Annotated in this window: 30 protein-coding genes and 1 tRNA gene; 29 read left to right on the top strand and 2 right to left on the bottom strand. The window is 29.4% G+C overall.

Translation table 11 applies throughout. The annotated features are described in order from the left end of the window. Positions 1-72 precede the first annotated feature (72 nt). The 25 genes from BXQ17_RS14310 (at position 73) to scpA (ending at position 19,690) form a co-directional block, all read left to right on the top strand. On the top strand, positions 73-726 hold the full coding sequence (locus BXQ17_RS14310) for a TetR family transcriptional regulator C-terminal domain-containing protein (protein WP_077811293.1): 654 nt from the start codon (positions 73-75) through the stop codon (positions 724-726). Between the two features lie 5 nt (positions 727-731). After that, complete coding sequence (locus tag BXQ17_RS14305) at positions 732-2,036, top strand: AarF/ABC1/UbiB kinase family protein (RefSeq protein ID WP_077811292.1); 1,305 nt, start codon at positions 732-734, stop codon at positions 2,034-2,036. Then, positions 2,036-2,653, top strand: a complete 618-nt coding sequence (locus BXQ17_RS14300) for a flavin reductase family protein (protein ID WP_077811291.1) — start codon at positions 2,036-2,038, stop codon at positions 2,651-2,653. Before BXQ17_RS14305 ends, BXQ17_RS14300 begins: the two co-directional genes overlap by 1 nt. 6 nt (positions 2,654-2,659) lie before the next feature. Beyond that, on the top strand, positions 2,660-4,081 hold the full coding sequence (locus tag BXQ17_RS14295) for an SDR family oxidoreductase (protein ID WP_077811290.1): 1,422 nt from the start codon (positions 2,660-2,662) through the stop codon (positions 4,079-4,081). Between the two features lie 2 nt (positions 4,082-4,083). Beyond that, positions 4,084-4,224: a DUF2256 domain-containing protein gene (locus BXQ17_RS14290; RefSeq protein WP_077811289.1), complete on the top strand. Its 141-nt coding sequence runs from the start codon at positions 4,084-4,086 to the stop codon at positions 4,222-4,224. Further along, positions 4,194-5,504: a DASH family cryptochrome gene (locus BXQ17_RS14285; RefSeq protein WP_077811288.1), complete on the top strand. Its 1,311-nt coding sequence runs from the start codon at positions 4,194-4,196 to the stop codon at positions 5,502-5,504. Before BXQ17_RS14290 ends, BXQ17_RS14285 begins: the two co-directional genes overlap by 31 nt. Before the next feature lies 1 nt (position 5,505). Continuing rightward, the gene (locus BXQ17_RS14280) at positions 5,506-7,038 is read left to right on the top strand and encodes a cryptochrome/photolyase family protein (RefSeq protein WP_077811287.1); all 1,533 of its coding nucleotides are present in this window, start codon (positions 5,506-5,508) and stop codon (positions 7,036-7,038) included. Beyond that, the gene (locus BXQ17_RS14275) at positions 7,028-8,518 is read left to right on the top strand and encodes a cryptochrome/deoxyribodipyrimidine photo-lyase family protein (protein WP_077811286.1); all 1,491 of its coding nucleotides are present in this window, start codon (positions 7,028-7,030) and stop codon (positions 8,516-8,518) included. Before BXQ17_RS14280 ends, BXQ17_RS14275 begins: the two co-directional genes overlap by 11 nt. Positions 8,519-8,615: 97 nt before the next feature. Next, entirely contained in the window at positions 8,616-9,038 is a 423-nt protein-coding gene (locus BXQ17_RS14270) for a hypothetical protein (protein ID WP_077811285.1), read from the top strand. After that, on the top strand, positions 9,039-9,314 hold the full coding sequence (locus tag BXQ17_RS14265) for a TIGR03643 family protein (protein WP_077811284.1): 276 nt from the start codon (positions 9,039-9,041) through the stop codon (positions 9,312-9,314). It begins immediately after the preceding gene. A 54-nt stretch (positions 9,315-9,368) separates the two neighbouring features. After that, on the top strand, positions 9,369-10,061 hold the full coding sequence (gene folE / locus BXQ17_RS14260) for a GTP cyclohydrolase I FolE (RefSeq protein ID WP_077811283.1): 693 nt from the start codon (positions 9,369-9,371) through the stop codon (positions 10,059-10,061). A gap of 2 nt (positions 10,062-10,063) precedes the next feature. Then, positions 10,064-10,288, top strand: a complete 225-nt coding sequence (locus BXQ17_RS14255; RefSeq protein WP_077811282.1) for a hypothetical protein — start codon at positions 10,064-10,066, stop codon at positions 10,286-10,288. 79 nt (positions 10,289-10,367) lie between these two features. Beyond that, positions 10,368-10,583, top strand: coding sequence for a hypothetical protein (locus BXQ17_RS14250; protein WP_077811281.1), 216 nt, complete (start codon positions 10,368-10,370; stop codon positions 10,581-10,583). A gap of 7 nt (positions 10,584-10,590) precedes the next feature. Then, positions 10,591-11,274, top strand: coding sequence for an SDR family NAD(P)-dependent oxidoreductase (locus BXQ17_RS14245; RefSeq protein WP_077811280.1), 684 nt, complete (start codon positions 10,591-10,593; stop codon positions 11,272-11,274). 4 nt (positions 11,275-11,278) lie between these two features. Beyond that, positions 11,279-11,752: a glutathione peroxidase gene (locus BXQ17_RS14240; RefSeq protein ID WP_077811433.1), complete on the top strand. Its 474-nt coding sequence runs from the start codon at positions 11,279-11,281 to the stop codon at positions 11,750-11,752. Positions 11,753-11,756: 4 nt separating this feature from the next. Continuing rightward, a complete protein-coding gene (locus BXQ17_RS14455) occupies positions 11,757-11,930 on the top strand; it encodes a Lacal_2735 family protein (protein ID WP_149025921.1) in 174 nt (57 codons plus the stop codon). A gap of 3 nt (positions 11,931-11,933) precedes the next feature. Continuing rightward, the gene (locus tag BXQ17_RS14235; RefSeq protein ID WP_077811279.1) at positions 11,934-12,395 is read left to right on the top strand and encodes a TspO/MBR family protein; all 462 of its coding nucleotides are present in this window, start codon (positions 11,934-11,936) and stop codon (positions 12,393-12,395) included. Position 12,396: 1 nt separating this feature from the next. After that, positions 12,397-12,864: an SRPBCC family protein gene (locus tag BXQ17_RS14230; RefSeq protein ID WP_077811278.1), complete on the top strand. Its 468-nt coding sequence runs from the start codon at positions 12,397-12,399 to the stop codon at positions 12,862-12,864. Then, a complete protein-coding gene (locus tag BXQ17_RS14225) occupies positions 12,864-14,168 on the top strand; it encodes a deoxyribodipyrimidine photo-lyase (protein ID WP_077811277.1) in 1,305 nt (434 codons plus the stop codon). Before BXQ17_RS14230 ends, BXQ17_RS14225 begins: the two co-directional genes overlap by 1 nt. Positions 14,169-14,231: 63 nt before the next feature. After that, entirely contained in the window at positions 14,232-14,594 is a 363-nt protein-coding gene (locus tag BXQ17_RS14220; RefSeq protein WP_077811276.1) for a nuclear transport factor 2 family protein, read from the top strand. 121 nt (positions 14,595-14,715) lie between these two features. Next, positions 14,716-14,789, top strand: a tRNA-Thr gene (locus BXQ17_RS14215). Positions 14,790-15,032: 243 nt separating this feature from the next. Then, the gene (udk, locus tag BXQ17_RS14210) at positions 15,033-15,638 is read left to right on the top strand and encodes a uridine kinase (RefSeq protein ID WP_077811275.1); all 606 of its coding nucleotides are present in this window, start codon (positions 15,033-15,035) and stop codon (positions 15,636-15,638) included. A 2-nt stretch (positions 15,639-15,640) separates the two neighbouring features. Continuing rightward, positions 15,641-15,955: a septum formation initiator family protein gene (locus BXQ17_RS14205; RefSeq protein ID WP_077811274.1), complete on the top strand. Its 315-nt coding sequence runs from the start codon at positions 15,641-15,643 to the stop codon at positions 15,953-15,955. Between the two features lies 1 nt (position 15,956). Beyond that, positions 15,957-17,321: a methylmalonyl-CoA mutase subunit beta gene (locus BXQ17_RS14200; RefSeq protein ID WP_077811273.1), complete on the top strand. Its 1,365-nt coding sequence runs from the start codon at positions 15,957-15,959 to the stop codon at positions 17,319-17,321. Positions 17,322-17,626: 305 nt separating this feature from the next. Next, a complete protein-coding gene (gene scpA / locus BXQ17_RS14190; protein ID WP_077811271.1) occupies positions 17,627-19,690 on the top strand; it encodes a methylmalonyl-CoA mutase in 2,064 nt (687 codons plus the stop codon). Between the two features lie 46 nt (positions 19,691-19,736). Here the strand turns inward: scpA and BXQ17_RS14185 are convergent, their stop codons facing one another. Beyond that, positions 19,737-20,075 (bottom strand): hypothetical protein, encoded by a 339-nt coding sequence (locus BXQ17_RS14185; RefSeq protein ID WP_077811270.1) that lies wholly within the window; start codon positions 20,073-20,075, stop codon positions 19,737-19,739. Positions 20,076-20,252: 177 nt separating this feature from the next. On the opposite strand from BXQ17_RS14185, the gene BXQ17_RS14180 reads away from it, so the two are divergent. The 4 genes from BXQ17_RS14180 (at position 20,253) to BXQ17_RS14165 (ending at position 25,374) form a co-directional block, all read left to right on the top strand. Beyond that, positions 20,253-21,785, top strand: coding sequence for a GH3 auxin-responsive promoter family protein (locus BXQ17_RS14180; RefSeq protein WP_077811269.1), 1,533 nt, complete (start codon positions 20,253-20,255; stop codon positions 21,783-21,785). A gap of 6 nt (positions 21,786-21,791) precedes the next feature. Continuing rightward, positions 21,792-23,159, top strand: coding sequence for an NAD-dependent succinate-semialdehyde dehydrogenase (locus BXQ17_RS14175; RefSeq protein ID WP_077811268.1), 1,368 nt, complete (start codon positions 21,792-21,794; stop codon positions 23,157-23,159). Positions 23,160-23,340: 181 nt separating this feature from the next. Further along, positions 23,341-24,603 carry a putative DNA modification/repair radical SAM protein gene (locus BXQ17_RS14170; RefSeq protein ID WP_077811267.1) on the top strand — a complete coding sequence of 421 codons (1,263 nt, stop codon included), beginning with the start codon at positions 23,341-23,343 and terminating at the stop codon, positions 24,601-24,603. Next, positions 24,604-25,374: a TIGR03915 family putative DNA repair protein gene (locus BXQ17_RS14165; protein WP_077811266.1), complete on the top strand. Its 771-nt coding sequence runs from the start codon at positions 24,604-24,606 to the stop codon at positions 25,372-25,374. On the opposite strand, the gene BXQ17_RS14160 is transcribed toward BXQ17_RS14165, so the two are convergent. Then, positions 25,375-25,935 carry a hypothetical protein gene (locus BXQ17_RS14160; RefSeq protein WP_077811265.1) on the bottom strand — a complete coding sequence of 187 codons (561 nt, stop codon included), beginning with the start codon at positions 25,933-25,935 and terminating at the stop codon, positions 25,375-25,377. Positions 25,936-25,967 lie beyond the last annotated feature (32 nt).

Raw genomic sequence — 25,967 nt, 5'->3', positions numbered from 1 at the left:
ACAAAATATTATTGTTTAACAAAATTGAAATATCATTAAACATTTGTATCTTTACATAAAATTTAATCAATTATGGCTCGTAAGAAAAACATCACAAAAGACAATTTAATTTCTTGGTACATGGAGTTTGTACTAGAAAATAACCATGACCCTAAAACTGTTTTTAGTTTTGCTAAAGAAAACAACTTCGAAGAAACAGATTTTTATAAATTCTACGGTTCTTTTGAAGCTATTAAAGAATCTATTTTTAGCGAATTTTTTAACCACACCATAAAAATTTTAGCAAAAAGTGAAGATTACCCTACTTACGACGCTAGAAATAAATTGTTAAGTTTTTATTTTACCTTTTTTGAAATCTTAACCGCAAATAGAAGCTATGTTGTTTATGCATTAAAAGAAAACAACGACTTAAAAAGTTTAAAATACCTAAAGCAGTTGCGTGAAGATTATAAAGTTTTTGTTAGCAATATTGGTATCGAAAAAATTGACCTTAAACAAGAAAAGCTAGAAAAAATACAAAGTAAAACTATTCAAGAATCTTCTTGGTTGCAGTTAATTGTTACTATGAAATTTTGGTTAGATGACACCTCTCCTTCTTTTGAAAAGACGGATATATTTATTGAAAAATCTATTAATGCCAGGTTTGATTTAATTGATGTAAAACCTTTAAAAAGCATTATCGATTTTGGGAAATTTATACTTAAAGAAAAAATTAACTTTAATTAATACCTATGAAAACAATAGACTCTATACCAACTTCAAAAATTCAAAGAGCTTCTAAATTAGTTACTACAGGTGCTAAAATCGGAGTTAATTATTTAAAGTATTATGGTGATAAAATCACAAAATCAGAAGGAGAAGCAAAAGCAAAGTTAAACGAAAACAATGCCGAAGATATTTATGATGGCTTAAAGCAATTAAAAGGAAGTGCACTAAAAGTTGCGCAAATGTTAAGCATGGAAAAAAGCATTTTACCACAAGCTTATGTAGAAAAATTTTCTTTATCGCAATTTTCTGTTCCGCCACTTTCGCCTGCACTAGTTACAAAGACTTTTAAACGTTATTTTGGTAAAAATCCGAATGAAATTTATGACAAATTTGATGCTGTGTCTATAAATGCTGCTAGTATTGGGCAAGTGCACAAAGCAGAAAAAAATGGTAAAAAATTAGCTGTAAAGATTCAATATCCGGGTGTTGCAGATAGCATTGCTTCAGATTTATCTTTGGTAAAACCAATTGCCATCAAAATGTTTAATATTAGAGGTAAAGATTCTGATAAATATTTTAAAGAAGTAGAAAACAAACTGGTAGAAGAAACCAATTACGTTTTAGAAGTAGCCCAAAGTAAAGAAATTGTTGCCGCATGTAAACACATACCAAATCTTAACTTTCCAGAATATTATGCAGATTTATCTTCGGATAGAATTATTACGATGGATTGGATGAATGGTGTGCATTTATCAGAATTTTCTACAAACGATACAGAAACAGCAACAAAAATTGGGCAAGCACTTTGGGATTTTTATATGTTTCAAATTCATAAATTAAAAAAAGTACATGCAGATCCACATCCAGGAAACTTTTTAATCTCTCCAGAAAATGAATTAATTGTAATTGATTTTGGTTGTATGAAAACAATACCAAATGATTTTTACGTTCCTTATTTTGAATTGGCGAAAAAAGAAAATATTTCGAATCCTGTTTATTTTGAAGAAAAATTATTTGAATTAGAAATATTAAGAAAAGACGATTCTAAAGAAGAACTAGATTTCTTTAGAGCGATGTTTCATGAAATGTTAAGTTTATTTACACAACCTTTTCATGAAGAAAAATTTGACTTCTCTGATGAAAATTTCTTTGGAAAAATATCTGATTTAGGACAAAAATATGCAAAAAGCACTGAGTTAAAGAACATGAATGGCAACAGAGGCTCTAAACACTTTATATACATCAACAGAACATTTTTTGGTTTGTATAATTTAATGCATGATCTAAAAGCGACCAATATCAAAATAAATAATTTTAAAAATTTATAATGGCATTTTTCAATTTTGAAGACATACAATCCTTAGAAAAAATTTATAAAATTAATTTAATAAATAGTTGTTCTGGCTTTAAGTCTGCCAACTTATTAGGTTCAATTTCTAAGGAAGGTGTTAGCAATGTAGCTGTTTTTAGTTCTGTAACACATTTAGGTTCTAATCCGCCAACATTAGGTTTTATTTTAAGACCAACAACAGTGCCCAGAAATACTTATAAAAATATAAAAGAGAACGGATATTTTACAATAAACCATATTTATGAAGATATTATAGATGATGCGCATCACACCTCTGCCAAGTATCCAGAAAATGTATCAGAATTTGATAAAACTGATTTGGAAGAAGAATTTAAAGGCAATCATAGCGCTCCTTTTGTAAAAAACTCTCCTGTACAAATGTGTATGAAATTTGTTGAAGAAGTATATGTTTCTTCTAACGACGTTATGCTTATTGTAGCGCAAATAGAAGAGCTTTATATTAAAGACACTCTTTTACAAGAAGACGGTTTGGTAAATTTATCTCTAGGTAACGTTGCTACTATTAATGGTTTAGACGGTTATGCCATACCAAAATTTAAAAAGCAATTAAGCTACCAAAGACCAAAAAAATAAAGGCGTATGAAAATTCTTGTTACAGGTGCAACGGGTTATATTGGTAAAAGATTGATACCGTTATTAATTAACGACGGTCACACCATAGTTTGCCCTGTACGAGATAAAAAAAGAGCTCAAAATTATTACAAAAATCAAAAAAATATTGAATTAATTGAAGCCGATTTTTTAAACGGACATACGTTAGAGGCAATTCCTAAAGATATAGATATTGCCTACTATTTAATTCATTCTATGTCTAATTCAGCTAAAGAATTTCATACTTTAGAAGAAAAATGTGCATTCAACTTTAAACGCTTTGCAGAAAAATCTAACTTACAACAAGTAATTTATTTAAGCGGAATTACAAATGATACAAACCTTTCGAAGCACTTATTATCTAGAAAAAATGTAGAAAACGCACTGGCTTCTGACACGTATGCATTAACAACTTTTAAAGCAGGTATTATTGTAGGCTCTGGTAGTTCTTCTTTTGAAATCATTAGAGATATTGTAGAAAAATTACCTGCTATGATTGCACCTAAATGGCTAAATACAAAGACACAACCTTTAGCTATTAGAGATGTTTTATCTTTTTTACACAAAGCTTTAAATAAGAAAGAATTATTTAATACATCGCACGATATTTTTGGTCCAGAAGTTTTAACGTACAAAGAAATGTTATTGCAATTTGCAGAAGTAAGAAAGTTAAAAAGATACATTTTAACTGTACCTGTTATGACGCCAAAACTATCTTCTTATTGGTTGTATTTTGTTACCTCAACGTCTTATAAATTGGCTAGTTCTCTTGTAAACTCGATGGGTGTAGAAGTTATTGGCAAAAAAAGTAACATCAACAATCTGTTAAATGTTAAACCGATGTCTTATAAAGAAGCCGTTAAGTTGGCTTTTAAAAAGATAGAACAAAATAGTATTATTTCTAGTTGGAAAGATTCTTACGTAAGTAGCGGTAAATTAAAAAATTTTGTACATGAATTTATAAACGTTCCAGAATATGGTTGTTTTAAAGATTTTAAAAAGAGAAAAGTTAAAAATAAGAAAAGAGCGCTTGACAGAATCTGGGCTATAGGCGGAGAAACCGGTTGGTATTATGGCACATTTCTATGGAAAATTAGAGGTTTTATAGATCAACTTTTTGGAGGCGCGGGCTTAAGAAGAGGCAGAAGACATCCTACAGAATTAAATGCTGGTGATGCATTAGACTTTTGGCGTGTTATTTATGCGGATAAAGAAAAAGGAAAACTTCTGTTGTATGCAGAAATGATTTTACCCGGTGAAGCTTGGTTAGAATTTAAAATTGAAGATGGGCACATTTATCAAACCGCAACATTTCGACCGCATGGTTTAGCTGGTAGATTGTATTGGTATTCTGTAATGCCTTTTCACTGGTTTGTTTTTAACGGGATGATACAAAATATTAATAAATAATTTTGAAAAAACAACACCTTCCAGAGAAGATTTGCATCGTTTGCAAGAGACCATTCAGCTGGCGTAAAAAATGGAAAAAAAACTGGGAAAATGTAAAATATTGTAGTAAAAAATGCAGCAAAAACAAGAAAATACTGGTTTAGTTTGGTTTCGTAATAATTTACGAGTTAACGACAATGTCTCTTTAAAAAAAGCAATAGAAAACCATCAAAGAGTTATTGCAGTATTTTACTTTAATCCGAAGCATTTTAAAAAAGACATTTTCGGTTTTAAAAAAACAGAAAAATTTAGAGCCCAATTTTTGATAGAAACAATACAAAATCTTCAAAAAAACCTTCAAAAATTAAATATTACTCTATTAACTTTTTACGATGCACCACAAAATCATCTAAACAAAATTTGTAAAGAGTTTAATATTCATACCATATATTCTCAAAAAGAATGGACAAAAGAAGAAGTTGAAACTAACAAATTGATACAACAAAGTTTCTTTAACAAGATTCATTTTATAGAAGATTACGATCAATTTCTTTACAATCCAGAAACAGTTTCTAATGATTTTAATAATATTCCGAATGTTTTTACCGTTTTTAGAAAAAGGTTAGAAAAATCGGTTAAAGTTCAATCAGAAACTACTCCTACTCCATTACCAAAAGAAAATTTAGTAGAAAACCAAACTAGTATTCCTCACTTAAAAGATTTAGGTTTTAATAATTTTGAAATCCACCCGAAATCAGCATTTAAGTTTTCTGGCGGTGAAGACGCTGCCTTAAATAGATTGAATAATTACTTTTTTGAAACCAAAAAAGTGAATTTTTATAAAAAAACTAGAAACGGATTAGTTGGTCCAGATTATAGCACTAAATTTTCTCCGTGGCTCGCAAACGGTAGCTTATCAGCAAAAACGATTTATTGGAAAATTAAAGAATTCGAAACTGAATTTGGGGCAAACCAATCTACATATTGGGTTGTTTTCGAATTAATTTGGCGCGATTATTTTAAATATATTTCTTTAAAATACGATAATAGAATTTTTAAAATTGGTGGAATTTTAGAAAAAAACTACACTTGGAATTCAGATAAAAATCTAATTGAAAATTGGATAAACGGTACTACAAAAGACGATTTTGTAAACGCTAATATGATTGAACTCAAAGAAACTGGTTGGATGAGTAACCGAGGTAGACAAAATGTTGCTTCTTATTTAGCTAAAGAACTTCTTATAGATTGGCGAATTGGCGCTGCTTATTTTGAATCTTTATTAATTGATTATGACGTTCACAGCAATTATGGAAATTGGATGTATGTTGCTGGCGTTGGTAACGACCCTCGAGACAGAAAGTTTAACACGCAACTTCAAGCAGAACGCTATGATACAAATTACAAGTTTAGAAAAATTTGGTTAGAAAAAACATTATTTTAAAATGAAGAAATTAAGACTAATTCTTGGAGATCAACTAAATAGTAAACATTCTTGGTTTGATAAATCTTGTAAAGACACCATCTATTGCATGTTCGAGATGAGACAAGAAACAGATTATGTTACTCATCACATTCAGAAAGTTGTAGGCTTTTTCGTTGCAATGAGAAATTTTGCAGAAGAATTAGAAACTGCAAATCACCAAGTAATTTATTACAAAATAAATGATAAAAAAAACGCTCAAAATTTAACTGAGAATTTAAAAACGTTAATCAAAGGATATACTATTGAGAAATTCGAATATTTAGCGCCAGATGAATACAGATTAGACAGACAATTGTCTGAGTTCTCATCATCTTTAAATATACCAAATCAAGTTTTTTCTACAGAACACTTTTATACTGAAAGAGATGATTTAAAAACATTTTTTAAAGGTAAAAAACAGTTTTTAATGGAAAGTTTTTATCGAAACATGCGAAAAAAACATCAAATATTAATTGTGAATGAACAACCAGAGGGCGGAAAATGGAATTTCGACGCAAGTAATCGTAAAAAATGGAAAGGTGATGTTTTAATTCCTACAGAAATAAATTTCGATAACAACTTAGAAAATATTTTATCAGAAATTAAAAAAGCAGGAATTAAAACCATTGGTAAAATAAATGCAAAATATTTTGAGTATCCAATTTCAAGAAAACAAGCATTAAAACAATTAGCTTATTTCTGTGAAAATTTATTGGTGCACTTTGGCGATTATCAAGATGCAATGCACACAGATAAAATTTATTTATTTCATAGCCGAATTTCTTTTGCCATGAATACAAAAATGATATCGCCAAAAGAAATAATTAATTCGGTTTTAGAAACCTATAGAAAGAATGTCGACCAAATAGACATTTCTCAAGTAGAAGGTTTTATTAGACAAATTTTAGGTTGGCGAGAATATATGAGAGGCATGTATTGGATGTTGATGCCAAACTATAAAAATGAAAACTTTTTAAACAATAATAATAAGCTACCAGAGTTTTTTTGGACAGGAAAAACAAAAATGAATTGCTTAAAAAACGCAATTCAAAATTCGTTAAATAACGGTTACGCGCACCACATACAACGTTTAATGATTACTGGAAATTTTGCTTTATTAACGCAAATTAATCCAGATGAAATTGATGCTTGGTATTTAGGCATTTATGTAGATGCTGTCGAGTGGGTTCAGCTACCAAACACTCGAGGCATGAGTCAATTTGCAGATGGCGGTAAAATTGCAACCAAACCGTATGTTTCTAGCGGAAGTTACATTGGTAAAATGAGTAATTATTGTGAGTCTTGTACATACAAAAAAACAAAAAAGCTAGAAGACGATGCTTGCCCTTTTAACTCTTTATACTGGAATTTCTTAGACGAAAAACAAACCGAACTTTCTTCTAATTTTCGAATGAAAATGATGTATAGTTTACTAAACAAAATGTCTACAGAAGAAAGATTAAAAATTAAAGAAAAAGCAAATCATATAATAGAAAACATAGATGCATATTAATAGAGAAGAAATTAATGTTGTTTGGTTTAAAAGAGATTTACGCTTAGAAGATAACGAAGCTATTTACAACGCTTTCAATTCTAATAAACGTACGCTGTTTTTATATGTTTTAGAACCATCTTTAATAAGCGACGAGCATTACGATAATCGTCACTGGAATTTTATAAAACAATCTATCGAAGACTTAAACGAACGTTTAAAAAAATATAATTCTAAAATTTTAACTGTAGAAACCGAAGTTGTAACCGCTTTTAATCAACTTGCTACAACCTATAAAATTAATACGGTTTTTTCGCATCAGGAAACAGGTTTACTATTAACCTTTAATAGAGACAAAGAATTTAAAAGATACTGCAGAAACAATACAATTGAATGGATAGAAAACAATAACAACGGCGTTTTAAGAGGTTTACTAAACAGAGAAGATTGGTTTGAAAAATGGGACAACTACATGTACGCTTCTCAAATAAAAAATAATATTTCTGCTGATAAATTAATCAATATTGATGAAATTGAAGCAATCGAAAAATTATTTAGAACGGTAAATCTAGAAACAAATAAAAAAACTCCATTTCAAAAAGGAGGTTCTAAACTTGCTTGGAGATATGCCGATTCTTTTTTTAAAACAAGACATGAGAAATACATGTCTAATATTTCTAAACCCTTATTAGCTAGAGAAAGCTGTAGCAGGCTATCTCCTTACATTGCCTGGGGAAACGTATCTATAAGACAAATATTTCAGGAAGCCGTAAACAATACCACAGATAGTAATAAAAAACACATTAGCGCATTTATTTCTAGATTAAGGTGGCAAGCACATTTTATTCAAAAGTTTGAAATGGAACACAGCATGGAAAACGAAAGTATAAATAAAGGATATCTAAAACTAAAAAAAAGTATTTCAAAGAAATACCAAGAAGCTTGGAAAAATGGAACTACAGGTTTCCCGATTATAGATGCCTGTATGCGATGTTTAAAAGAAACTGGTTACATAAATTTTAGAATGAGAGCGATGTTAGTTTCGTTTTTTACACATATTTTATGGCAACCTTGGCAACATGCATCGCAACATTTATCTCAACTTTTTTTAGATTTTGAACCAGGTATTCATTTTCCGCAATTACAAATGAGTGCTGGCGAAACTGGTATTAATTTATTAAGAATTTACAATCCTATTAAAAATAGTTTAAAGCATGATGAAGATGCTACTTTTATAAAAAGATGGGTTCCAGAATTAAAAGAACTTCCTATACCTTTTATTCACGAACCGTATTTAATGACACCTTTAGATCAACAGTTTAATAATTTTGAGCTAGGCATTCATTACCCTAAACCAATTGTCGACATAAAAACAGCTAGAAAAAATGCAAGTGATATTTTATGGAAGCTTAAAAAAGACAAAACTGTTCAAGAAGAAAGTTATAGAATATTAAAAAGACACACCGTTTCTAATAAAAAAAGCCTATTTACTAAAGAATAAACCTATTAATAAAAACAAATTTTAATATTTTGTTAAATTTTGTTTAATCATTTTTAAATATTGTTAAACATAAATATATTTTTTATATATTTGAGTAATGATATTTAATACCACACATAAAAACAATGACGCTAAAGCAAAAATAGACAACTTGTTAGGTGCGCCTTATAGTTTTTTTCAATCATTAAAAATGGGTGGAACAGGCTCTAAGAGAATGATAATAGAAAAAGTAGGTCATGGTTTTGCTAAATACATGAACAAAGTTTCTGATATCAATTACGGTAATATAGAACTTAGAGAAAAAGGAATTATAATTCATATTAATAAAGGATTAGAAACTTTTAGTTGGGCAATACCTTATTACCAACTTCACACATACAGAACTAGTGGATTTAGCATACATGCACAAGGCAACTTTGTTAGGTTTAAATACAATAAACTGTTTAATGAAAACAAAAAGTTTATCGAAAAATTAGTAAACTTTAAAATAGAAAACGACAAACAATACCAGCTATACTAGATGAAAAAATTAAATGGCACATCTATTGATAGAATAATAGAAATGGCTTGGGAAGACAGAACAACTTTCGAAGCAATAGAATTTCAATTTGGTTTAAAAGAACAAGAAGTAATCAATTTAATGCGCTCAGAAATGAAACTATCTAGTTTTAAAATGTGGCGTAAAAGAGTTCAAGGAAGAAAAACCAAACACGAAAAACTTAGAAACTTCGAAAAAGGACGTTTTAAATGTTCTAGACAAAAATCTATCTCGAACAATAATATCGCCAAAAGATAAACCCGTGCTTTGCTTTAACAAAAACGTTTAAGACAGCACATAAAAAAGAAAATTATGATAACAGAATTATTACAAGAAGAAAAAAAAGGACTTTTAAATGGTTTTACCATCGATGATATTGGTGATGATCATTTATTTACCGGCTTAGAAACTCCAATGAAAAAGGATGCATTTAAGCTTTCTGACACCGAGAAGAAAGATAAAATTGCGTCTTTATTTTCAGAAATAATGGATGTAATGGGTTTAGATTTAGCTGATGATTCTTTAAAAGGAACACCAAAAAGGGTGGCAAAGATGTACATTGATGAGATCTTTTCTGGTTTAAATCCTGCAAACAAGCCCAAAATAGCTTTATTCGATAACAAATATCAGTACAATCAAATGTTAGTCGAAAAAAATATTACATTTTATTCTAATTGCGAGCATCATTTTGTACCAATTATTGGTAAAGCACATGTGGCATATATTTCTTCTGGTAAAGTTATAGGTTTATCTAAATTAAATAGAATTGTACAATATTATGCAAAAAGGCCACAAGTTCAAGAAAGACTTACAAACCAAATAGCAGAAGAATTAAAAGCTATTTTAAATACCGAAGATGTAGCCGTAATCATAGATGCAAAACATTTATGCGTTTCCTCTAGAGGAGTCAAAGACGATACTTCTGCAACGGTTACCTCTTATTTTGGAGGAAAATTTAACAACCAAGAAAAAATAGTAGAATTACAGAATACCTTAAATTATTAATTATGAAGTTAATCGAACAAGCACTAGAGTTTGAAACTCGCAAAAAAAGATTTCCAACAACCAGCGATAGAATATTGGCTGCAAGAGAAGCAAAACAATTAATTTTAAGTCTAAATGAAGTTTATAAGAAAAATAAAGACGCAAATATTATGGATATTATGAAGCGTTTAACTCTTATAAAACAACGAATTGAAAGACGTTTGAAAGGAAAACCGCTTACTGCTTAATAATAAATGCACATTTTTATTGCTTATCTAAGTTTTATAATTATATTGGAAAAATTATAAAAACGACAAGATAAGTAGAATGGATTTATTAGAAAGAGCTGTAGAGTTTGAGAACAGAAAGTTCTCTTTTAAAACAACAAGTGATAGAATTTTGGCGTCTAGAGAAGTTAAAGCACTTATTTTAGAGCTAAACCAAGTATATAAAGTAGATAAAGATCCAGAAATTATGGATCAAATGAAGCGTTTAACTGCTGTGAAGCAAAAAATTGAAAAGCGCTTGAAAGGAAGACCTTAAAAAGCACATGAAAAAAATAATAGTAGTAGGAGGAAGCAAAGGAATTGGAGACGCAATTGTTAATGCACTAGTAGATAATAATAGTATTATAAACATTAGTAGAACAGCGCCTTCGCTTTCTCACGCTAACTTAAAACATTACGACTGTGATGTTCTTAATGATGAACTACCAGAAATTGAAAACGCAGATACACTTATATACTGCCCCGGTAGCATCAATCTAAAACCTATATCTAGGTTAAAATTAGAAGATTTTAGAGAAGATTTCGAAATAAACGTTGTAGGAGCTGTGAAAGCTATTCAGCAATATCTTCCTAAATTAAAAAATGGTAAAAATCCTTCTATTTTATTATTTAGTACAGTAGCTACAAAATTAGGAATGCCTTTTCATGCTAGTGTTGCTGCAGCAAAATCTGCAGTTGAAGGAATTACAAAATCTTTAGGAGCAGAACTTGCACCAACAATAAGAGTTAATGCAATTGCACCAACAGTTACAGATACAGATTTAGCATCAAAGCTACTTAGAAACGAAAGAATGATAGAGAATATCACAGAACGCCATCCTTTAAAAAAGTTTCTAAAACCAGAAGAAGTATCAGATTTAGCAACTTTTCTTATCTCAGATAAAGCTCAATCAATATCCGGTCAAATTTTCGAATTAGATTGCGGTATTGTTAACTTCAAAATATAATAACATGACTGATATTTACAAAATTAATATCAATAGCTTACAAAATAAAGCTATTGACTTATCTGAGTACAAAAATAAATTTATATTATTTGTCAACGTAGCTTCTAAGTGTGGTTTTACATCACAATACAAAGAATTAGAAGAATTATACAACACTTATAAAGAGAATCTTATAATTATTGGTTCTCCATGCAATCAATTTGGAGCACAAGAACCCGGAACATCAGAAGATATAGAAGCTTTTTGTAAAGTTAATTTTGGTGTTACTTTTCTAATGACAGAAAAAATAGATGTAAAAGGCACTAAACTACACCCGCTTTACACTTGGCTTACAGACAAATCTTTAAACGGAACTAAAAGCTCTTCTGTAAAATGGAATTTTCAAAAATATTTGGTATCTCCAGAAGGCAAACTAATAGATTACTATTTTTCTATTACAAAACCTCTAAGCACTAAAATTACAAAACATTTAAAATAAAATTATGTTTGGTATATTCAAAAAGAAATCGCCTGTAGAAAAACTACAAGAAAAGTATAAAAAACTGATGGAAGAAGCTTATAAGCTTCAATCTATAAACAGAACAGACAGTGATACTAAATATAAAGAAGCAGACGATTTATTAAAAAAAATTACTGAATTACAGGCTAATTCTTAATTAATGAAGCAACTTAAAATAACACTGCTTTTTCTAATTATTAATTTCGGTGGATTGGCATTTGGAAGTTGGTTAATGGACAGTGGGCCGCTTTCTGATTGGTACACAAATTTAAATAAAGCTCCTTGGACACCGCCAGGAATTGTATTTGGTATTGCTTGGACACTTATTATGATTTGTTTCTCGATTTATCTTGGTAAGTTGTTTACTGTTGAAAATACAATCGAGAATAAAATTGCTTTTTTAATTCAATTTATATTAAACGTAAGTTGGAATTATATTTTTTTTAATAAACATTTAGTGTTAACCGCTTTAATTACAATATTATTGCTTACCACTTTACTTTTTGTTTATTTTTTAAAACTTAGTTCTAAAACTTTATATTACAAATACTTGCTACTACCATATATTATTTGGTTGTGCATAGCAACATCGTTAAACTTATACATTCTAATACATAATTAAGATGAAAATTTACACACTTCATAAAAAACAAAATTTGCCAATTTCTAAGGAAGAGGCTTGGAAATTTTTATCAGACCCAAAAAACCTAAAAACAATTACACCAGATTATATGGGGTTTAATATTCTTTCTGGTGCAGACAGAGATATGTTTTCTGGCCAAATTATACAATATATTGTTACACCTGTTTTAGGAATAAAAACGAAATGGGTTACAGAAATTACTCATGTTGTAGATAAAGAGTATTTTGTAGACGAACAAAGGTTTGGCCCTTATGCATTATGGCATCACAAACATTTTATTCATGAAATTGAAGGTGGTGTAGAAATGGAAGACATTATCGATTACAAGCTACCAATGGGAGTTTTAGGACAATTAGCACATCCTATTTTAGTAAAACCAAAATTAGAAGAAATTTTTAATTACAGACAAAAGAAATTAATTGAACTTTTTGGAGAATATCAAAAATAATGAAAGAGAATATAAATATTTTTTGGTTTAGAAGAGACTTAAGGCTAGACGACAATATTGGTTTCTACAATGCACTTAAAAGTGACTGCAAAGTGTTACCTATATTTATTTTTGATGAAAATATTTTATCTAAATTACCTAAAGATGATGCTAGAGTAAGTTTTATATTTGAGACGCTACAAAAAATGCGAAAAGAATTGCAAGAAAACAATAACAGCAGTCTTGCAATATTTCATGGTAAACCTTTAGATATTTATAAAGAATTAATAGACACTTATACCATAAATTCTGTTTTTACTAATAGAGATTACGAACCTTATGCAAACAAAAGGGATCAAGAAATTGAACAATTATTAAATGAAAATAATATAGAGTTTAAAACTTTTAAAGATCAAGTAATTTTCGAAAAAGATGAAGTTGTAAAGAAAGACGGTAATCCTTATGTAGTTTACACACCTTTTATGAAAGTCTGGAAAGAAAAATTTAAGGAGTACAATCTAGACATTTATTATACAAATTCTTACCTAAAAAATTTAGTTGAAAACACAAGGTTACCAAACTTAAGCTTATCAGAATTAGGTTTTACTAAGTCTAAGCAAAAAATTCAAGAATATACGGTAACACCTACCTTAATTCAAGAATACGAAGATACAAGAAACTTTCCTGCATTAGACAATACCTCGAAACTGGGCCCACATTTACGTTTTGGTACCGTTTCTGTTCGTAAAATGATAAAAAAAGCAACTTCAGAAAAAAATGAAATTTTTTGGCAAGAACTAATTTGGAGAGAATTTTTCATGCAAATACTATGGCATTTTCCAAAAACAGCAACCGCTTCATTTAAACCAAAATACGACAGAATTGAATGGAGAAATAATGAAGCGGAATTTCAAAAATGGTGTAAAGGAGAAACTGGTTATCCGCTTGTTGATGCTGGTATGAGACAGTTAAACGAAACTGGTTTTATGCACAACAGAATTAGAATGCTTGTTGGTAGCTTTTTATGCAAACACCTTTTAATAGATTGGCGATGGGGAGAAGCATACTTTGCAGAAAAATTGCACGATTATGAAATGGCGAGTAATATTGGTAATTGGCAATGGGTTGCAGGTTCTGGTGTAGATGCCGCACCATATTTTAGAATTTTTAATCCTACTACTCAAATTAAAAAATTTGACAAAGATTTAGAATATATTAAAAAGTGGGTGCCAGAATTTCAAGAATTAACTTACAGCAAAGAAATTGTAGATCATAAAGAAGCAAGAGAACGTTGTTTAAAAACCTACAAACAAGCATTAAATTAAAATACTTTTATTTATAATCACTTAATTTTCATACTTTTAAAGTCTATCTAAAAAAATTAAAATATGAATACAAGTGAAGTTGCACAAAAATGGAAACAAATGTGCGAGCAAGGTAAAAACTTAGAATGCATAACAGAATTATATGCAGATAATGTTGTTAGTAAAGAAATGCCAGGTGTGCCACACGGAGAAATCGTTTCTGGAAAACAAAATGTAATGGAAAAAAGTAAACAATGGTTAGAAGACGTAGTAGAATTTCATTCTAATGAAATCTCTGAACCTCTAGTTGCTGACAAGCATTTTACAAGCAAAATGAACTTTGATGTAACATTTAAAAGCAAAGGAAGACAACAAATGGAAGAAGTTTGCGTTTTTGAAGTACAGGAGGGAAAAATTGTAAACGAACAATTTTTTTACTCTATGTAATATTATTATTTCTTGACTTAGAAAGCTTCAATTTTTATTGAAGCTTTTTTTTATAAAAAAAAGTGAAATTTATTTTGGCAGTTATTGTTTTTTGTATTTAATTTGCCATCTCAAAATAAAAGCCGATGTAGCTCAGCTGGCTAGAGCAGCTGATTTGTAATCAGCAGGTCGTGGGTTCGAGTCCCTCCATTGGCTCAATATTTTATAAAGTCTCAAAATTCTTTTTTTGAGACTTTTTCTTATACTTAAAATCATGTTAAACAACTAATTATTTAACAATTAATAATTTTAGTTTTTAATTGAATTACTTATCCATAGTAAAATCTAGCGTTAAACTATTTTTTGATTCTGAAAAACAAGCCACATAACTTATAAATTTATATATTTATAATATCTTTACAGCTTTAAGTAAATATTTTATCAAAATCATAATTTTTTATGCTAATTATAGGAATTGCAGGTGGAACTGGAAGTGGAAAAACTACAGTTGTAAATCAAATTATTAAACAATTACCAACAGATGAAGTTTGTGTAATATCTCAAGATTCATATTACAATGCAACAGACGATTTACCATATGAAGAAAGAACAAAGATAAATTTCGATCATCCGAGAGCCATTGATTTTGAATTGATAAAAAAACATTTAAAAGCTTTAAAATCTGGTAAAACAATAAACCAGCCAGTTTATTCTTTTGTTACGCATAATAGAACTAAAGACACAATTAAAACACATCCTAGAAAAGTAGTTATTGTAGAAGGAATTCTAATTTTTAATAACAAAGAATTAAGAGATTTATTTGATATTAAAATTTTTGTACATGCAGAAACAGATGAACGCCTAATTAGACGTTTAAAAAGAGATATTACAGAAAGAGGAAGAGATATGGATGAAGTGTTAACCAGATATCAAACAACACTTAAGCCAATGCATCAACAATTTATAGAACCTACAAAAAACTTTGCAGATTTAATTATACCTAATGATAGGTTTAATAATGTAGCAATCGATATTGTTAGAACCGTAATAAATGAACGTTTATAAAAATGTCTTTAAAAAAGATTAAAGAAAATAAAGCTTTTAGATTTTTGACAAATAGTTTTGTCTTAATTTTTATTCCGTTTTTAATATGGATGTTATTTTTTGATGAAAACTCGTATTTGGTTCACAGAAAATTTAATCAAGAAATTAAAGATTTAGAAAGCACCATTTCTTTTTACAAAATAAAAATTGCTGAAGACAAGGAGACCATTAAAAAACTCGGAGATTCGTTACAATTAGAACGTTTTGCAAGAGAAAAATATCTTATGAAAAAAGAAAATGAAGATATTTATATAATTGAATTTGATACCATAAAATAGCATGAGTAAATTTTTGTTTAGTGAATTCGAAGAAACATCTCCTTCTGCTTGGAAACAAAAAATTCAAGTAGATTTAAAAGGTGCAGATTATAATGACACCTTACTTTACACTACCAACGAAGGCATAACTGTAAAACCTTTTTACACAAAAGAAGATAGAACAAACCTTAAAGTTGCTGCAACACAAAAAGGATCTTACAACATATGCCAAACAATACTAATTGTAGACGATAAAGAAGCAAACAATTTAGCTATTGATGCTTTAAAAAGAGGAGCTAATTCAATTCAATTTATTGCTCACAAAAAATTTGATTACAAAACAGTATTAAATCAAATTAATTTTAATGAGAGTATTGTTTACTTTAAAATTAATTTTTTAGATGCAGATTTTATTATAGAAATTGATAAATTCATCAACCATAAAAATTGTTTTTTTCAAATTGATATTTTTGGAAATCTAGCTGAAGCTGGTAATTGGTATATCAGTTTAAAAGAAGATGCTCAAAAAATAAAAGACATTATAGCATCTGTAGATAATTCTATTTCAATTTCTGGTGATTTATACGAAAACGCAGGTGCAAATATTGTACAACAACTTGCATATATGTTAGCACACGCCACAGAGTACATTCATATTTTTGGCGATAAAATTGCTAGCAAATTACATTTCGAAATTTCCGTTGGCACAAACTATTTTCATGAAATTGCTAAACTTAGAGCATTTAAACTTTTATGGAAATCGTTATTAACTCAATTTAAATTAGAAGAAAAAGAAGCTCATATTTTTGCAAAACCAACTTTACGAAACAAAACAATTTACGATTACAATGTAAATATGCTTAGAACAACTTCTGAGTGTATGAGTGCTATTTTAGGTGGTGCAACTACAATTTCTAATGTTTCTTATGATGAAATTTTTGCTGTTAAAAATGAATTCGGAGAACGAATTTCTAGAAATCAATTATTAATTCTTAAAGAAGAAAGTGGTTTTGAAAACGCTAATGATTTTGCTAACGGAAGTTATTATATCGATTCTTTAACAGAACAAATGGCAGAAAAAGCCTTAGCTATTTTTAAACAAATAGAAAAAGGTGGTGGTTTTTTAAAACAATTAAAAGAAGGTGTTATCCAAAGAAAGTTAAAAGAAAGCGCTTCCAAAGAAGAAACTCAATTTTTAAATAATGAATTGATTTTATTAGGAACTAATTTGCAACCAAATAAAGACAATTTAATGCATGATAAACTAGTTTTAGATCCTTTTTTAAAACAGCGAAATATCAAAACTTTGTTTCCGCCAATTAATAGAAAAAGGCTTTCAGAAAAACTAGAAAAACAAAGACTTAAAGAAGAAAAAGCAGGTGAATAAGAATAGCGAAATTTTAGAATATCAAAAAGAGCAAAAACTTCTAAAAAAAGAGATTGAACAAATAAAAAAGACAGTTCCTTTTTATTTGGTATCAGTAATATTTGTTATGTTTTTAATATTTTTTTTATTAGAATCTAAAGTATACAGTTTTTTTGGTGGTATTAAGAATTTTATAATTTTCTGTATTATTTTAACTATAAGCATTTGTGTTTCTTACGTTTATTTAAGTATTAAAAAAGTAAAGCGAAAAGAAAAATTATCAAAAAATATAGGTTCGAAAATATATAATTTAATGAAATTAGAAGATGAGTAGAAAGTCTGTAGAAAATATAACTTTATTAAAAGATAATAATCTTAAAGAGAAAAGTTTTAAACACGAAAACTTTGTAGCTGGTATCGCACCAAATTTAAGAGGTCCATATTCTACAATGTACGTTAGAAGACCTTGGACAATAAGACAATACGCAGGTTTTTCTACTGCAGAAGAAAGCAATGCTTTTTACAGAAGAAATCTAAAAGCAGGGCAAAAAGGATTATCTGTTGCATTTGATTTGGCAACTCATAGAGGCTACGATTCAGATCACGAAAGAGTTCAAGGAGACGTAGGTAAAGCTGGTGTTGCAATTGACTCTGTAGAAGACATGAAAGTTTTATTTGATCAGATACCATTAGATAAAATGTCTGTTTCTATGACCATGAACGGTGCTGTATTACCAATTTTAGCCTTTTATATTGTCGCTGCAGAAGAACAAGGTGTTTCGTTAGACAAACTTTCTGGAACAATCCAAAATGATATTTTAAAGGAGTTTATGGTAAGAAATACCTACATCTACCCTCCTTCTCCATCCATGAAAATTATTGCTGATATTTTTAAATATACCAGTAATAATATGCCAAAATTTAATTCTATTTCTATTTCTGGTTATCACATGCAAGAAGCTGGTGCAACTGCAGAAATTGAATTGGCTTACACATTAGCAGATGGTTTAGAATATATTAGAAAAGGAATTGATGCTGGTATGGATATTGATTTATTCGCACCAAGATTATCTTTCTTTTGGGCTATTGGCATGGATCATTTTACAGAAATAGCTAAATTAAGAGCAGCTAGAATGTTGTGGGCCAAAATTGTAAAACAATTCAATCCTAAAAACCCAAAATCTTTAGCATTAAGAACACATTGCCAAACAAGTGGTTGGTCTTTAACAGAACAAGATCCTTTTAACAATGTAGCAAGAACTACTATAGAAGCTATGGCTGCAGCATTTGGTGGTACACAAAGTTTACATACAAATGCTTTGGATGAAGCCATTGCTTTACCAACAGATTTTTCTGCTAGAATTGCTAGAAATACTCAAATATACCTTCAGCAAGAAACTCATATTACTAAAACAGTAGATCCTTGGGCAGGTAGTTATTACGTAGAAGAGTTAACCGAAGAAATAGCGAACAAAGCTTGGGCACTTATACAAGAAGTAGAAGAATTAGGCGGAATGACAAAAGCTATTGAAAAAGGAATTCCGAAAATGAGAATTGAGGAAGCTGCAGCAAAAAAGCAAGCTAAGATAGATAGCGGACAAGATGTAATTGTTGGTGTTAATAAATATAAATTAGCACAAGAAGATCCTTTACATATTTTAGAAGTAGATAATGAAGCTGTTCGCAACTCTCAAATAGAAAGATTAAATAAACTAAAAGCAGATAGAAATAATGATGCCGTTAAATCTTCGCTTTCAGATTTAACAAGCGCTGCAAAATCCGGCAAAGAAAACTTATTAGATTTAGCGGTAAAGGCTGCTAAAAACAGAGCTACTTTAGGTGAAATATCTGATGCTCTAGAAGTAGAATTCGGAAGACACAAAGCAGTTCATAAAACAATTTCTGGTGTGTATAGTAAAGAAATTAAAGAAGATAAAGTATTTAAAGAGGCTAAAGAGTTAGCAGATAAATTTGCAGAACTAGAAGGCAGAAGACCAAGAATAATGATTGCTAAATTGGGGCAAGACGGCCACGATAGAGGTGCAAAAGTTGTTGCTACTGGTTATGCAGATTTAGGTTTTGATGTAGATATTGGTCCTTTATTTCAAACACCAAAAGAGGCTACTAAACAAGCTGTAGAAAATGATGTACATATTTTAGGAATATCTTCTTTGGCAGCAGGACATAAAACTTTGGTGCCGCAAGTAATTGCTGAATTAAAAGCATATGAAAGAGAAGATATTATGGTAATTGTTGGTGGTGTTATTCCGGCACAAGATTATCAATATTTATTTGATGCAGGTGCTGTTGGGGTTTTTGGCCCAGGAACTAAGATTGCACAAGCAGCAATAGATATGTTAACCATATTAATAGATAGTATTTCTGAATAATTTAAAAAAAGCAACTTTAAAAAGTTGCTTTTTTTAAATTATTCATCTATTTCTTAAACATAATATTTTCTGATTCAGAAAAATTTTCATCAGGAATTTTATTAAAAAACTCTAATGTCTCTGTTTCGTTTGTATTACCATACGGAACCAAAATTGTTCCTTTAGTATCGTCTTTCGTTTCAATTACATATAGTATAGACATATCAGACGGATTACTATAACCTTCGTATCTGTGTTTAGCCACAACCTTAATTCCGTTTGGTGTAAACCTCATGTCAGATCCGTTTTCAATCAACATATTTCCGTCTACTCTATAACTATTTGTATAGCCTTCGTTTTCATATTTTTTAATGAAATCTAATTCATTTGTTCCTTCGTTATTCATAATGTAGATTTTTAATTTTCACTAAATTAGAAACATTCTTAAATTTTGAATATCGCAATCCATATAAAAATTAACGCAAACAAAACTTCTATATTTTTTTGATAGAGTTAATTTTAAATCGATTAACGACAACATTACAGCCTGTATTCGATTAAATTTGTGTAAAACAATTCAACCATGGCTATTTTAGGAAATATAATTAAAGGAATTATCAGTTTAACTGATACACTTTCTACCGAAACAAATCATATAGAAAATCAGAAAAAAATATTAAATAAATTATTAGAAACTGCTAAAGAAACACAATTTGGAAAGCATTATAATTTTGAAGAAATTTTAAATTCTGATAATACACAAGAAGCATTTCGTAAAGAAGTACCTTATTTTGATTACAATTCTTTACATAAAAATTGGTGGTATAAAATTCATGAAGGTGAAGAAGATGTAACTTGGGCAGGTTCACCTTCTTATTTTGCATTAAGCTCTGGCACAACAGGTAAAACAAGTAAAAGAATTCCTGTAACCGATGATATGATTTCTGCCATTAGAAGCTCTGGAATAAAACAAGTTACTTCTCTTAACAACTTCGAATTACCAGCAGATTTTTTCGAAAAAGACATTATGATGTTAGGTAGTTCTACAGATTTAGCTGAAAAAGACGATCATTTAGAAGGAGAAATTAGCGGAATTAGTGCAAGTAACATTCCGTTTTGGTTTAAAGGATATTATAAACCCGGAGAAGAAATTGCTAAAATAGAAGACTGGGACGAGCGTGTAAATCATATAGCAGAAAATGCAAAATCTTGGGATATTGGCGCTTTAAGTGGTATTCCGGCATGGATAGAATTAATGCTACAAAAAGTTATTGAACATCATAATTTAGAAAATATTCATCAAATATGGCCAAATCTAAAAGTTTACACATCAGGAGGTGTTGCTTTTGGTCCTTATGAGAAAAGTTTTAAAGCATTATTAGGAAAACCAGTAACTGTAATCGACACATATTTAGCATCCGAAGGTTATATTGCAACACAAACAAGACCAGAAACAGATGCAATGCAATTAAATACAGAAAATGGTATTTATTTTGAATTTGTGCCTATGAATCCTGATTATATAAACGAAGATGGTTCTTTAAAGCAAAATGCACCATCGGTTAGTTTAGATAATGTAGTTTTAAATCAAGATTATATCTTAATAATTAGTACCGTTAGTGGCGCTTGGCGATATTTAATTGGTGATACAATCGAATTTACAGATGTAGAAAAAGCAGAAATTAAAATTACGGGTAGAACAAAATTCTTTTTAAATACAGTAGGTTCTCAATTATCTGTTAATAAAATGGATGATGCTATTCGATATTTAGAAGAAAAATTTGCTACTCAAATAACCGAATATACTATTTGTGCAAAAAGATTTGAAGATGGCGAGTTTTATCATTCTTGGTATTTAGGAACAGAATTGAAAGAAGATAATTCTAAAATTGTTGATGAATTAGATAACTATTTAAAAGAAGCTAATAAAAATTACAAAGTAGCTAGAAGCAAAGCTTTAAAAGGAGTTAAAGTAAACATTATTCCGGTAGAAAAATTTTATGATTGGAATGATAATAACAAGAAAAAAGGCGGACAAGTAAAAATGGAACGCGTTATGAAAGAATCTAAATTTGCAGAATGGGAAAGTTTTGTAAATAACAACGATCTTAAATAATTAATTATGGAAACAATTACAACTATTAATCCGGCAACGGAAAAAGAAATAAAAACATATAAAAGAGACTCTAAAGAAGAAGCCTTACATAAAATTGAAAAAGCAAATAAAGCCTATTTAAATTGGAAAAACACTTCGTTCGAAGAACGTTCTAAATTAATGCATAAAATTGCAGATATTTTTGATAAAAAAAAGAACGAATATGCAAATTTAGCAACAGAAGAAATGGGAAAAATAATTTCTCAATCTAAAAAAGAAATTGAAAAATGTGCTTTAGTTTGCAGATATTATGCAGATAATATTAAAGAATTATTAGCAGATAAAATTATAGAAACAGAAGCTAAAAAAAGCTATGTTACATATCAACCTTTAGGTGTAACTTTGGCTGTAATGCCATGGAATTTTCCGTTTTACCAAGTAATTAGATTTGCAGCACCTGCTTTAATGACTGGTAATACAGCTGTTTTAAAACACGCATCTAATGTACAAGGTTGCGCATATGCTTTAGAAGATGCGTTTAAAGAAGCTGGTTTTCCTAGCGGAACTTTTACCAATTTAAACGTCACATCAAAATTAATTAAACCAATTATAGAAGATAAAAATATCGTTGCAGTAACGCTAACTGGTAGTGAACCTGCAGGAAGATCTGTTGCAAAAATTGCTGGAGAAAATTTAAAGAAAACCGTATTAGAATTGGGAGGTAGCGATGCTTACATTATTTTAGATGATGCCGATTTAGAAAAAGCTACAGATTTGGCTACTTTTGGTAGGTTACAAAACAACGGGCAAACTTGTATTGCTGCTAAACGTTTTATAGTTTTAGAAAATATTTATGATGATTTTCTAAAACTATTTACTAAGAAAATGCAAGATGCAAAATTAGGCAATCCTACAGATGAAGATGCGTATTTCGGACCAATGGCAAGAATTGATTTAAGAAATGAAATTCATGAACAAGTAGAAAAAACGATAAAACAAGGTGGTAAATTAGTTTTAGGTGGAAAAATCCCTGATCGTGTTGGTGCTTTTTATCCTGCTACAATTTTATCAGAATTAAAACCAGGAATGACTGCCTTTGATGAAGAACTTTTTGGACCCGTTGCTTCTGTTATTAAAGCTAAAGATGAAGACGAAGCTATAAAATTGGCAAACAACTCTACTTTTGGTTTAGGCTCTGGTGTCTTAACAGGAAATTCTGAAAGAGGTGAAAAAATTGCTCTACAATTAGAAGCCGGAAATAGTTTTGTGAATAAATTGGTAGCCTCTGACCCTAGAATGCCATTTGGCGGAATTAAAAATAGTGGTTACGGAAGAGAACTTTCTAGTTATGGAATTAAAGAGTTTGTAAACACAAAATCTATTTGGATTGACTAAAAAAGATTAAAAACATAACTCATTTACTAAAATACTCAATAAAAAATCCAATTTTAAAAATTGGATTTTTTTTATGTTAAATCTAAAAATTGCTACTACAGAAGCTTAAATTATTTTGTAAATTGCAAAGCTATTTTCATTAAAAAAATCGAACACGCAAAAAACTACTTATCAGTAATTTATGTCATTTACTAGAACCTTAGAAAAACTTAAAATTCTTGCTGACGCCGCTAAATACGACGTTTCATGTTCTTCTAGTGGAAGTAAAAGAACAAATACAAATAAAGGTTTGGGCGATGCAACTGGTATGGGAATTTGCCATTCGTACACAGAAGATGGTAGATGCGTTTCTTTATTAAAAATTCTACTTACAAATCATTGTATTTTTGATTGTGCCTATTGCGTAACTCGTAAAAGTAACGATGTTAAACGTGCTGCTTTTAAAGTGCAAGAAGTAGTCGATTTAACTATCAATTTTTACCGAAGAAACTATATTGAAGGGCTATTTTTAAGTTCCGGAATTTTTAAAAGTGCAGATTACACAATGGAACGTTTGGTTGCCGTTGCAAAAAAATTGCGTTTAGAAGAAAACTTTAATGGTTACATACATTTAAAATCGATTCCGGGTGCTTCTGATGAATTGATGAGAGAAGCAGGATTATACGCAGACCGATTAAGTGTTAATATAGAAATACCAACAAAATCTGGATTAAAGTTATTGGCACCTGATAAAAATTTTGATGATTTTATAAAACCAATGATTAAGGTTAAGAATGAAATCATTCAATACAAAACCGAAAAGAAAATTATTAAAAGTACGCCTAAATATGCGCCTGCAGGCCAAAGCACTCAAATGATTGTTGGTGCCAGTGGTGAAAACGATTTTCAAATTTTAAAAACTGCAGAGCATTATTATAAAAACTACAATTTAAAAAGAGTTTATTATTCTGGTTATGTGCCAATAAGTTTAGATAACCGATTGCCAAAAATAGGAACTGAAGTACCCATGTTAAGAGAAAATCGATTGTATCAATCAGATTGGTTAACTCGTTTTTATGGCTTTCAAACCAATGAAATAGTAAATCTAAATCATCAAAACTTAGATTTAGATATCGATCCTAAATTAAGTTGGGCTTTAAGAAATTTGCATGAATTTCCGGTTGATGTAAATACAGCAGACAAAAGAATGCTAGCTAGAATTCCGGGAGTTGGTATGAAGTCTGTTTCTAAAATTTTAATGGCAAGAAAATACAGAAGATTAAATTGGGATCATCTTAAAAAAATAGGAATCGCTTTTAACAGAGCACAATACTTTTTAGTTTGCGATAGTAATATTTTTGAAAGACGAGATTTAACAGCAGAAAAATTAAAAGCAAAGATCTTGAAGAATTCTAAGAGCAAATATGATAAAATGCTAAGTCCGCAATTAAATTTATTCTCTTAAATGCAAGAGAAAACTCTAATTTACGATGGCTCTTTTGACGGATTTCTATGTTGTGTTTTTTACGTTTTTGAATATAAACTTAAAAACGCTAAAATTCAGAATAAGTTTGTATTACAAAATGCCTTATTTTCTGAAAATGAAAAAATAAGTACAAATAAAGATAAAGCAGACAGAGTTTGGAAAGGTTTAAAAACCAAAGCATCTACAATTAGCACCACAAAAATTTATTACGCATTTTTAAGCGAGCAGCCTGGTGTAGAAAATATTTTATTAGACTATATATCTTATATCTTTAAGAGTAATAAAAAAGTAGACACAGATTTTACTTACGATAGTGTTTTAAAAACATCAAAAATTGCTAAAAACGTTAGTAGAGAAAAACATAGAATGGAAGCTTTTGTTAGATTTAAACTTACAAAAGACGCAATTTATTTTGCAAACATAGCCCCAGATTTTAACGTTTTACCTTTAATTTCTAAGCACTTTAAAAGCAGGTATGCAGACCAAAAATGGGTTATTTATGATATTAAAAGAAATTACGGATTATATTACGATTTAGAAGTAGTTACAACAATGCAAATGGAATTTCCTGAAAATTTCGATTTTTCTAAAACTGATAAAAACTTTTTTTCTGACGAAGAGTCTGAGTTTCAAACGCTTTGGCAAAACTATTTTAAAAGTACAAATATAACTGAGAGAAAAAACATGAAACTTCATATTCAGCATGTTCCAAAAAGATACTGGAAATATTTAAGTGAAAAACAACCTTAACTATACTGCAGTTAAGTTATTTCTTTCTTCAACTAACACCATTATTTCTTCCGGAGATAAATAATATCTCTTTATTCTTTTTTTATAAACTTCAGAAACATCAGCATTATTTAAAATAAAATCCTTTGTTTTTAAAATATACGATTCCATTTTGTGTTTTACAGCAAAACTATCAGCAGCTCTTTCTGCTTCAACAATATGATTATCAGAAAAAAGATATTTAACTCCAAACCAAATTAGGTTCAACTTGCTTCTATCTTGGTAATCCATAATATGCCCTAATTCATGACCAATCCAACCAATAAATACATCCGTAGGTATATCTCTGGTAGAAAATTCTTTATCAGAAATTTTAAATTTCTCACTAATTAAAATTAAAAATTTACGCTCTTTTTTAGATTTAAAAAAACTATCAAAAGTTGGTCTCGCTTGCATAGTAGATTTTTTAATATTCTTTTTAAACTTAAATTCTATATGAATATTTTTTAACTGCGGATAATATTTTAAAGCGGTTTCTACTTCTGCTTTTATAGAATTTGGTATGATATGATATGAAGACATAAATATTGTGATTTTTTTAAAACTTTAATACA

Origin of the sequence: Polaribacter sp. BM10 (assembly GCF_002005425.1) — a bacterium.
GTDB lineage: Bacteria > Bacteroidota > Bacteroidia > Flavobacteriales > Flavobacteriaceae > Polaribacter > Polaribacter marinaquae.
This window is presented reverse-complemented; position numbering and strand designations above follow the sequence as displayed.

Coding starts and splice junctions, on each gene's coding strand:
- BXQ17_RS14305 (WP_077811292.1), top strand. CDS start 732: ATGAAAACAATAGACTCTATACCAACTTCAAAAATTCAAAGAGCTTCT.
- BXQ17_RS14310 (WP_077811293.1), top strand. CDS start 73: ATGGCTCGTAAGAAAAACATCACAAAAGACAATTTAATTTCTTGGTAC.
- BXQ17_RS14255 (WP_077811282.1), top strand. CDS start 10,064: ATGAAGTTAATCGAACAAGCACTAGAGTTTGAAACTCGCAAAAAAAGA.
- BXQ17_RS14245 (WP_077811280.1), top strand. CDS start 10,591: ATGAAAAAAATAATAGTAGTAGGAGGAAGCAAAGGAATTGGAGACGCA.
- udk (WP_077811275.1), top strand. CDS start 15,033: ATGCTAATTATAGGAATTGCAGGTGGAACTGGAAGTGGAAAAACTACA.
- folE (WP_077811283.1), top strand. CDS start 9,369: ATGATAACAGAATTATTACAAGAAGAAAAAAAAGGACTTTTAAATGGT.
- BXQ17_RS14185 (WP_077811270.1), bottom strand. CDS start 20,075: ATGAATAACGAAGGAACAAATGAATTAGATTTCATTAAAAAATATGAA.
- BXQ17_RS14220 (WP_077811276.1), top strand. CDS start 14,232: ATGAATACAAGTGAAGTTGCACAAAAATGGAAACAAATGTGCGAGCAA.
- BXQ17_RS14275 (WP_077811286.1), top strand. CDS start 7,028: ATGCATATTAATAGAGAAGAAATTAATGTTGTTTGGTTTAAAAGAGAT.
- scpA (WP_077811271.1), top strand. CDS start 17,627: ATGAGTAGAAAGTCTGTAGAAAATATAACTTTATTAAAAGATAATAAT.
- BXQ17_RS14295 (WP_077811290.1), top strand. CDS start 2,660: ATGAAAATTCTTGTTACAGGTGCAACGGGTTATATTGGTAAAAGATTG.
- BXQ17_RS14225 (WP_077811277.1), top strand. CDS start 12,864: ATGAAAGAGAATATAAATATTTTTTGGTTTAGAAGAGACTTAAGGCTA.
- BXQ17_RS14240 (WP_077811433.1), top strand. CDS start 11,279: ATGACTGATATTTACAAAATTAATATCAATAGCTTACAAAATAAAGCT.
- BXQ17_RS14235 (WP_077811279.1), top strand. CDS start 11,934: ATGAAGCAACTTAAAATAACACTGCTTTTTCTAATTATTAATTTCGGT.
- BXQ17_RS14180 (WP_077811269.1), top strand. CDS start 20,253: ATGGCTATTTTAGGAAATATAATTAAAGGAATTATCAGTTTAACTGAT.
- BXQ17_RS14165 (WP_077811266.1), top strand. CDS start 24,604: ATGCAAGAGAAAACTCTAATTTACGATGGCTCTTTTGACGGATTTCTA.
- BXQ17_RS14270 (WP_077811285.1), top strand. CDS start 8,616: ATGATATTTAATACCACACATAAAAACAATGACGCTAAAGCAAAAATA.
- BXQ17_RS14455 (WP_149025921.1), top strand. CDS start 11,757: ATGTTTGGTATATTCAAAAAGAAATCGCCTGTAGAAAAACTACAAGAA.
- BXQ17_RS14175 (WP_077811268.1), top strand. CDS start 21,792: ATGGAAACAATTACAACTATTAATCCGGCAACGGAAAAAGAAATAAAA.
- BXQ17_RS14230 (WP_077811278.1), top strand. CDS start 12,397: ATGAAAATTTACACACTTCATAAAAAACAAAATTTGCCAATTTCTAAG.
- BXQ17_RS14280 (WP_077811287.1), top strand. CDS start 5,506: ATGAAGAAATTAAGACTAATTCTTGGAGATCAACTAAATAGTAAACAT.
- BXQ17_RS14265 (WP_077811284.1), top strand. CDS start 9,039: ATGAAAAAATTAAATGGCACATCTATTGATAGAATAATAGAAATGGCT.
- BXQ17_RS14285 (WP_077811288.1), top strand. CDS start 4,194: ATGCAGCAAAAACAAGAAAATACTGGTTTAGTTTGGTTTCGTAATAAT.
- BXQ17_RS14205 (WP_077811274.1), top strand. CDS start 15,641: ATGTCTTTAAAAAAGATTAAAGAAAATAAAGCTTTTAGATTTTTGACA.
- BXQ17_RS14250 (WP_077811281.1), top strand. CDS start 10,368: ATGGATTTATTAGAAAGAGCTGTAGAGTTTGAGAACAGAAAGTTCTCT.
- BXQ17_RS14300 (WP_077811291.1), top strand. CDS start 2,036: ATGGCATTTTTCAATTTTGAAGACATACAATCCTTAGAAAAAATTTAT.
- BXQ17_RS14170 (WP_077811267.1), top strand. CDS start 23,341: ATGTCATTTACTAGAACCTTAGAAAAACTTAAAATTCTTGCTGACGCC.
- BXQ17_RS14200 (WP_077811273.1), top strand. CDS start 15,957: ATGAGTAAATTTTTGTTTAGTGAATTCGAAGAAACATCTCCTTCTGCT.
- BXQ17_RS14160 (WP_077811265.1), bottom strand. CDS start 25,935: ATGTCTTCATATCATATCATACCAAATTCTATAAAAGCAGAAGTAGAA.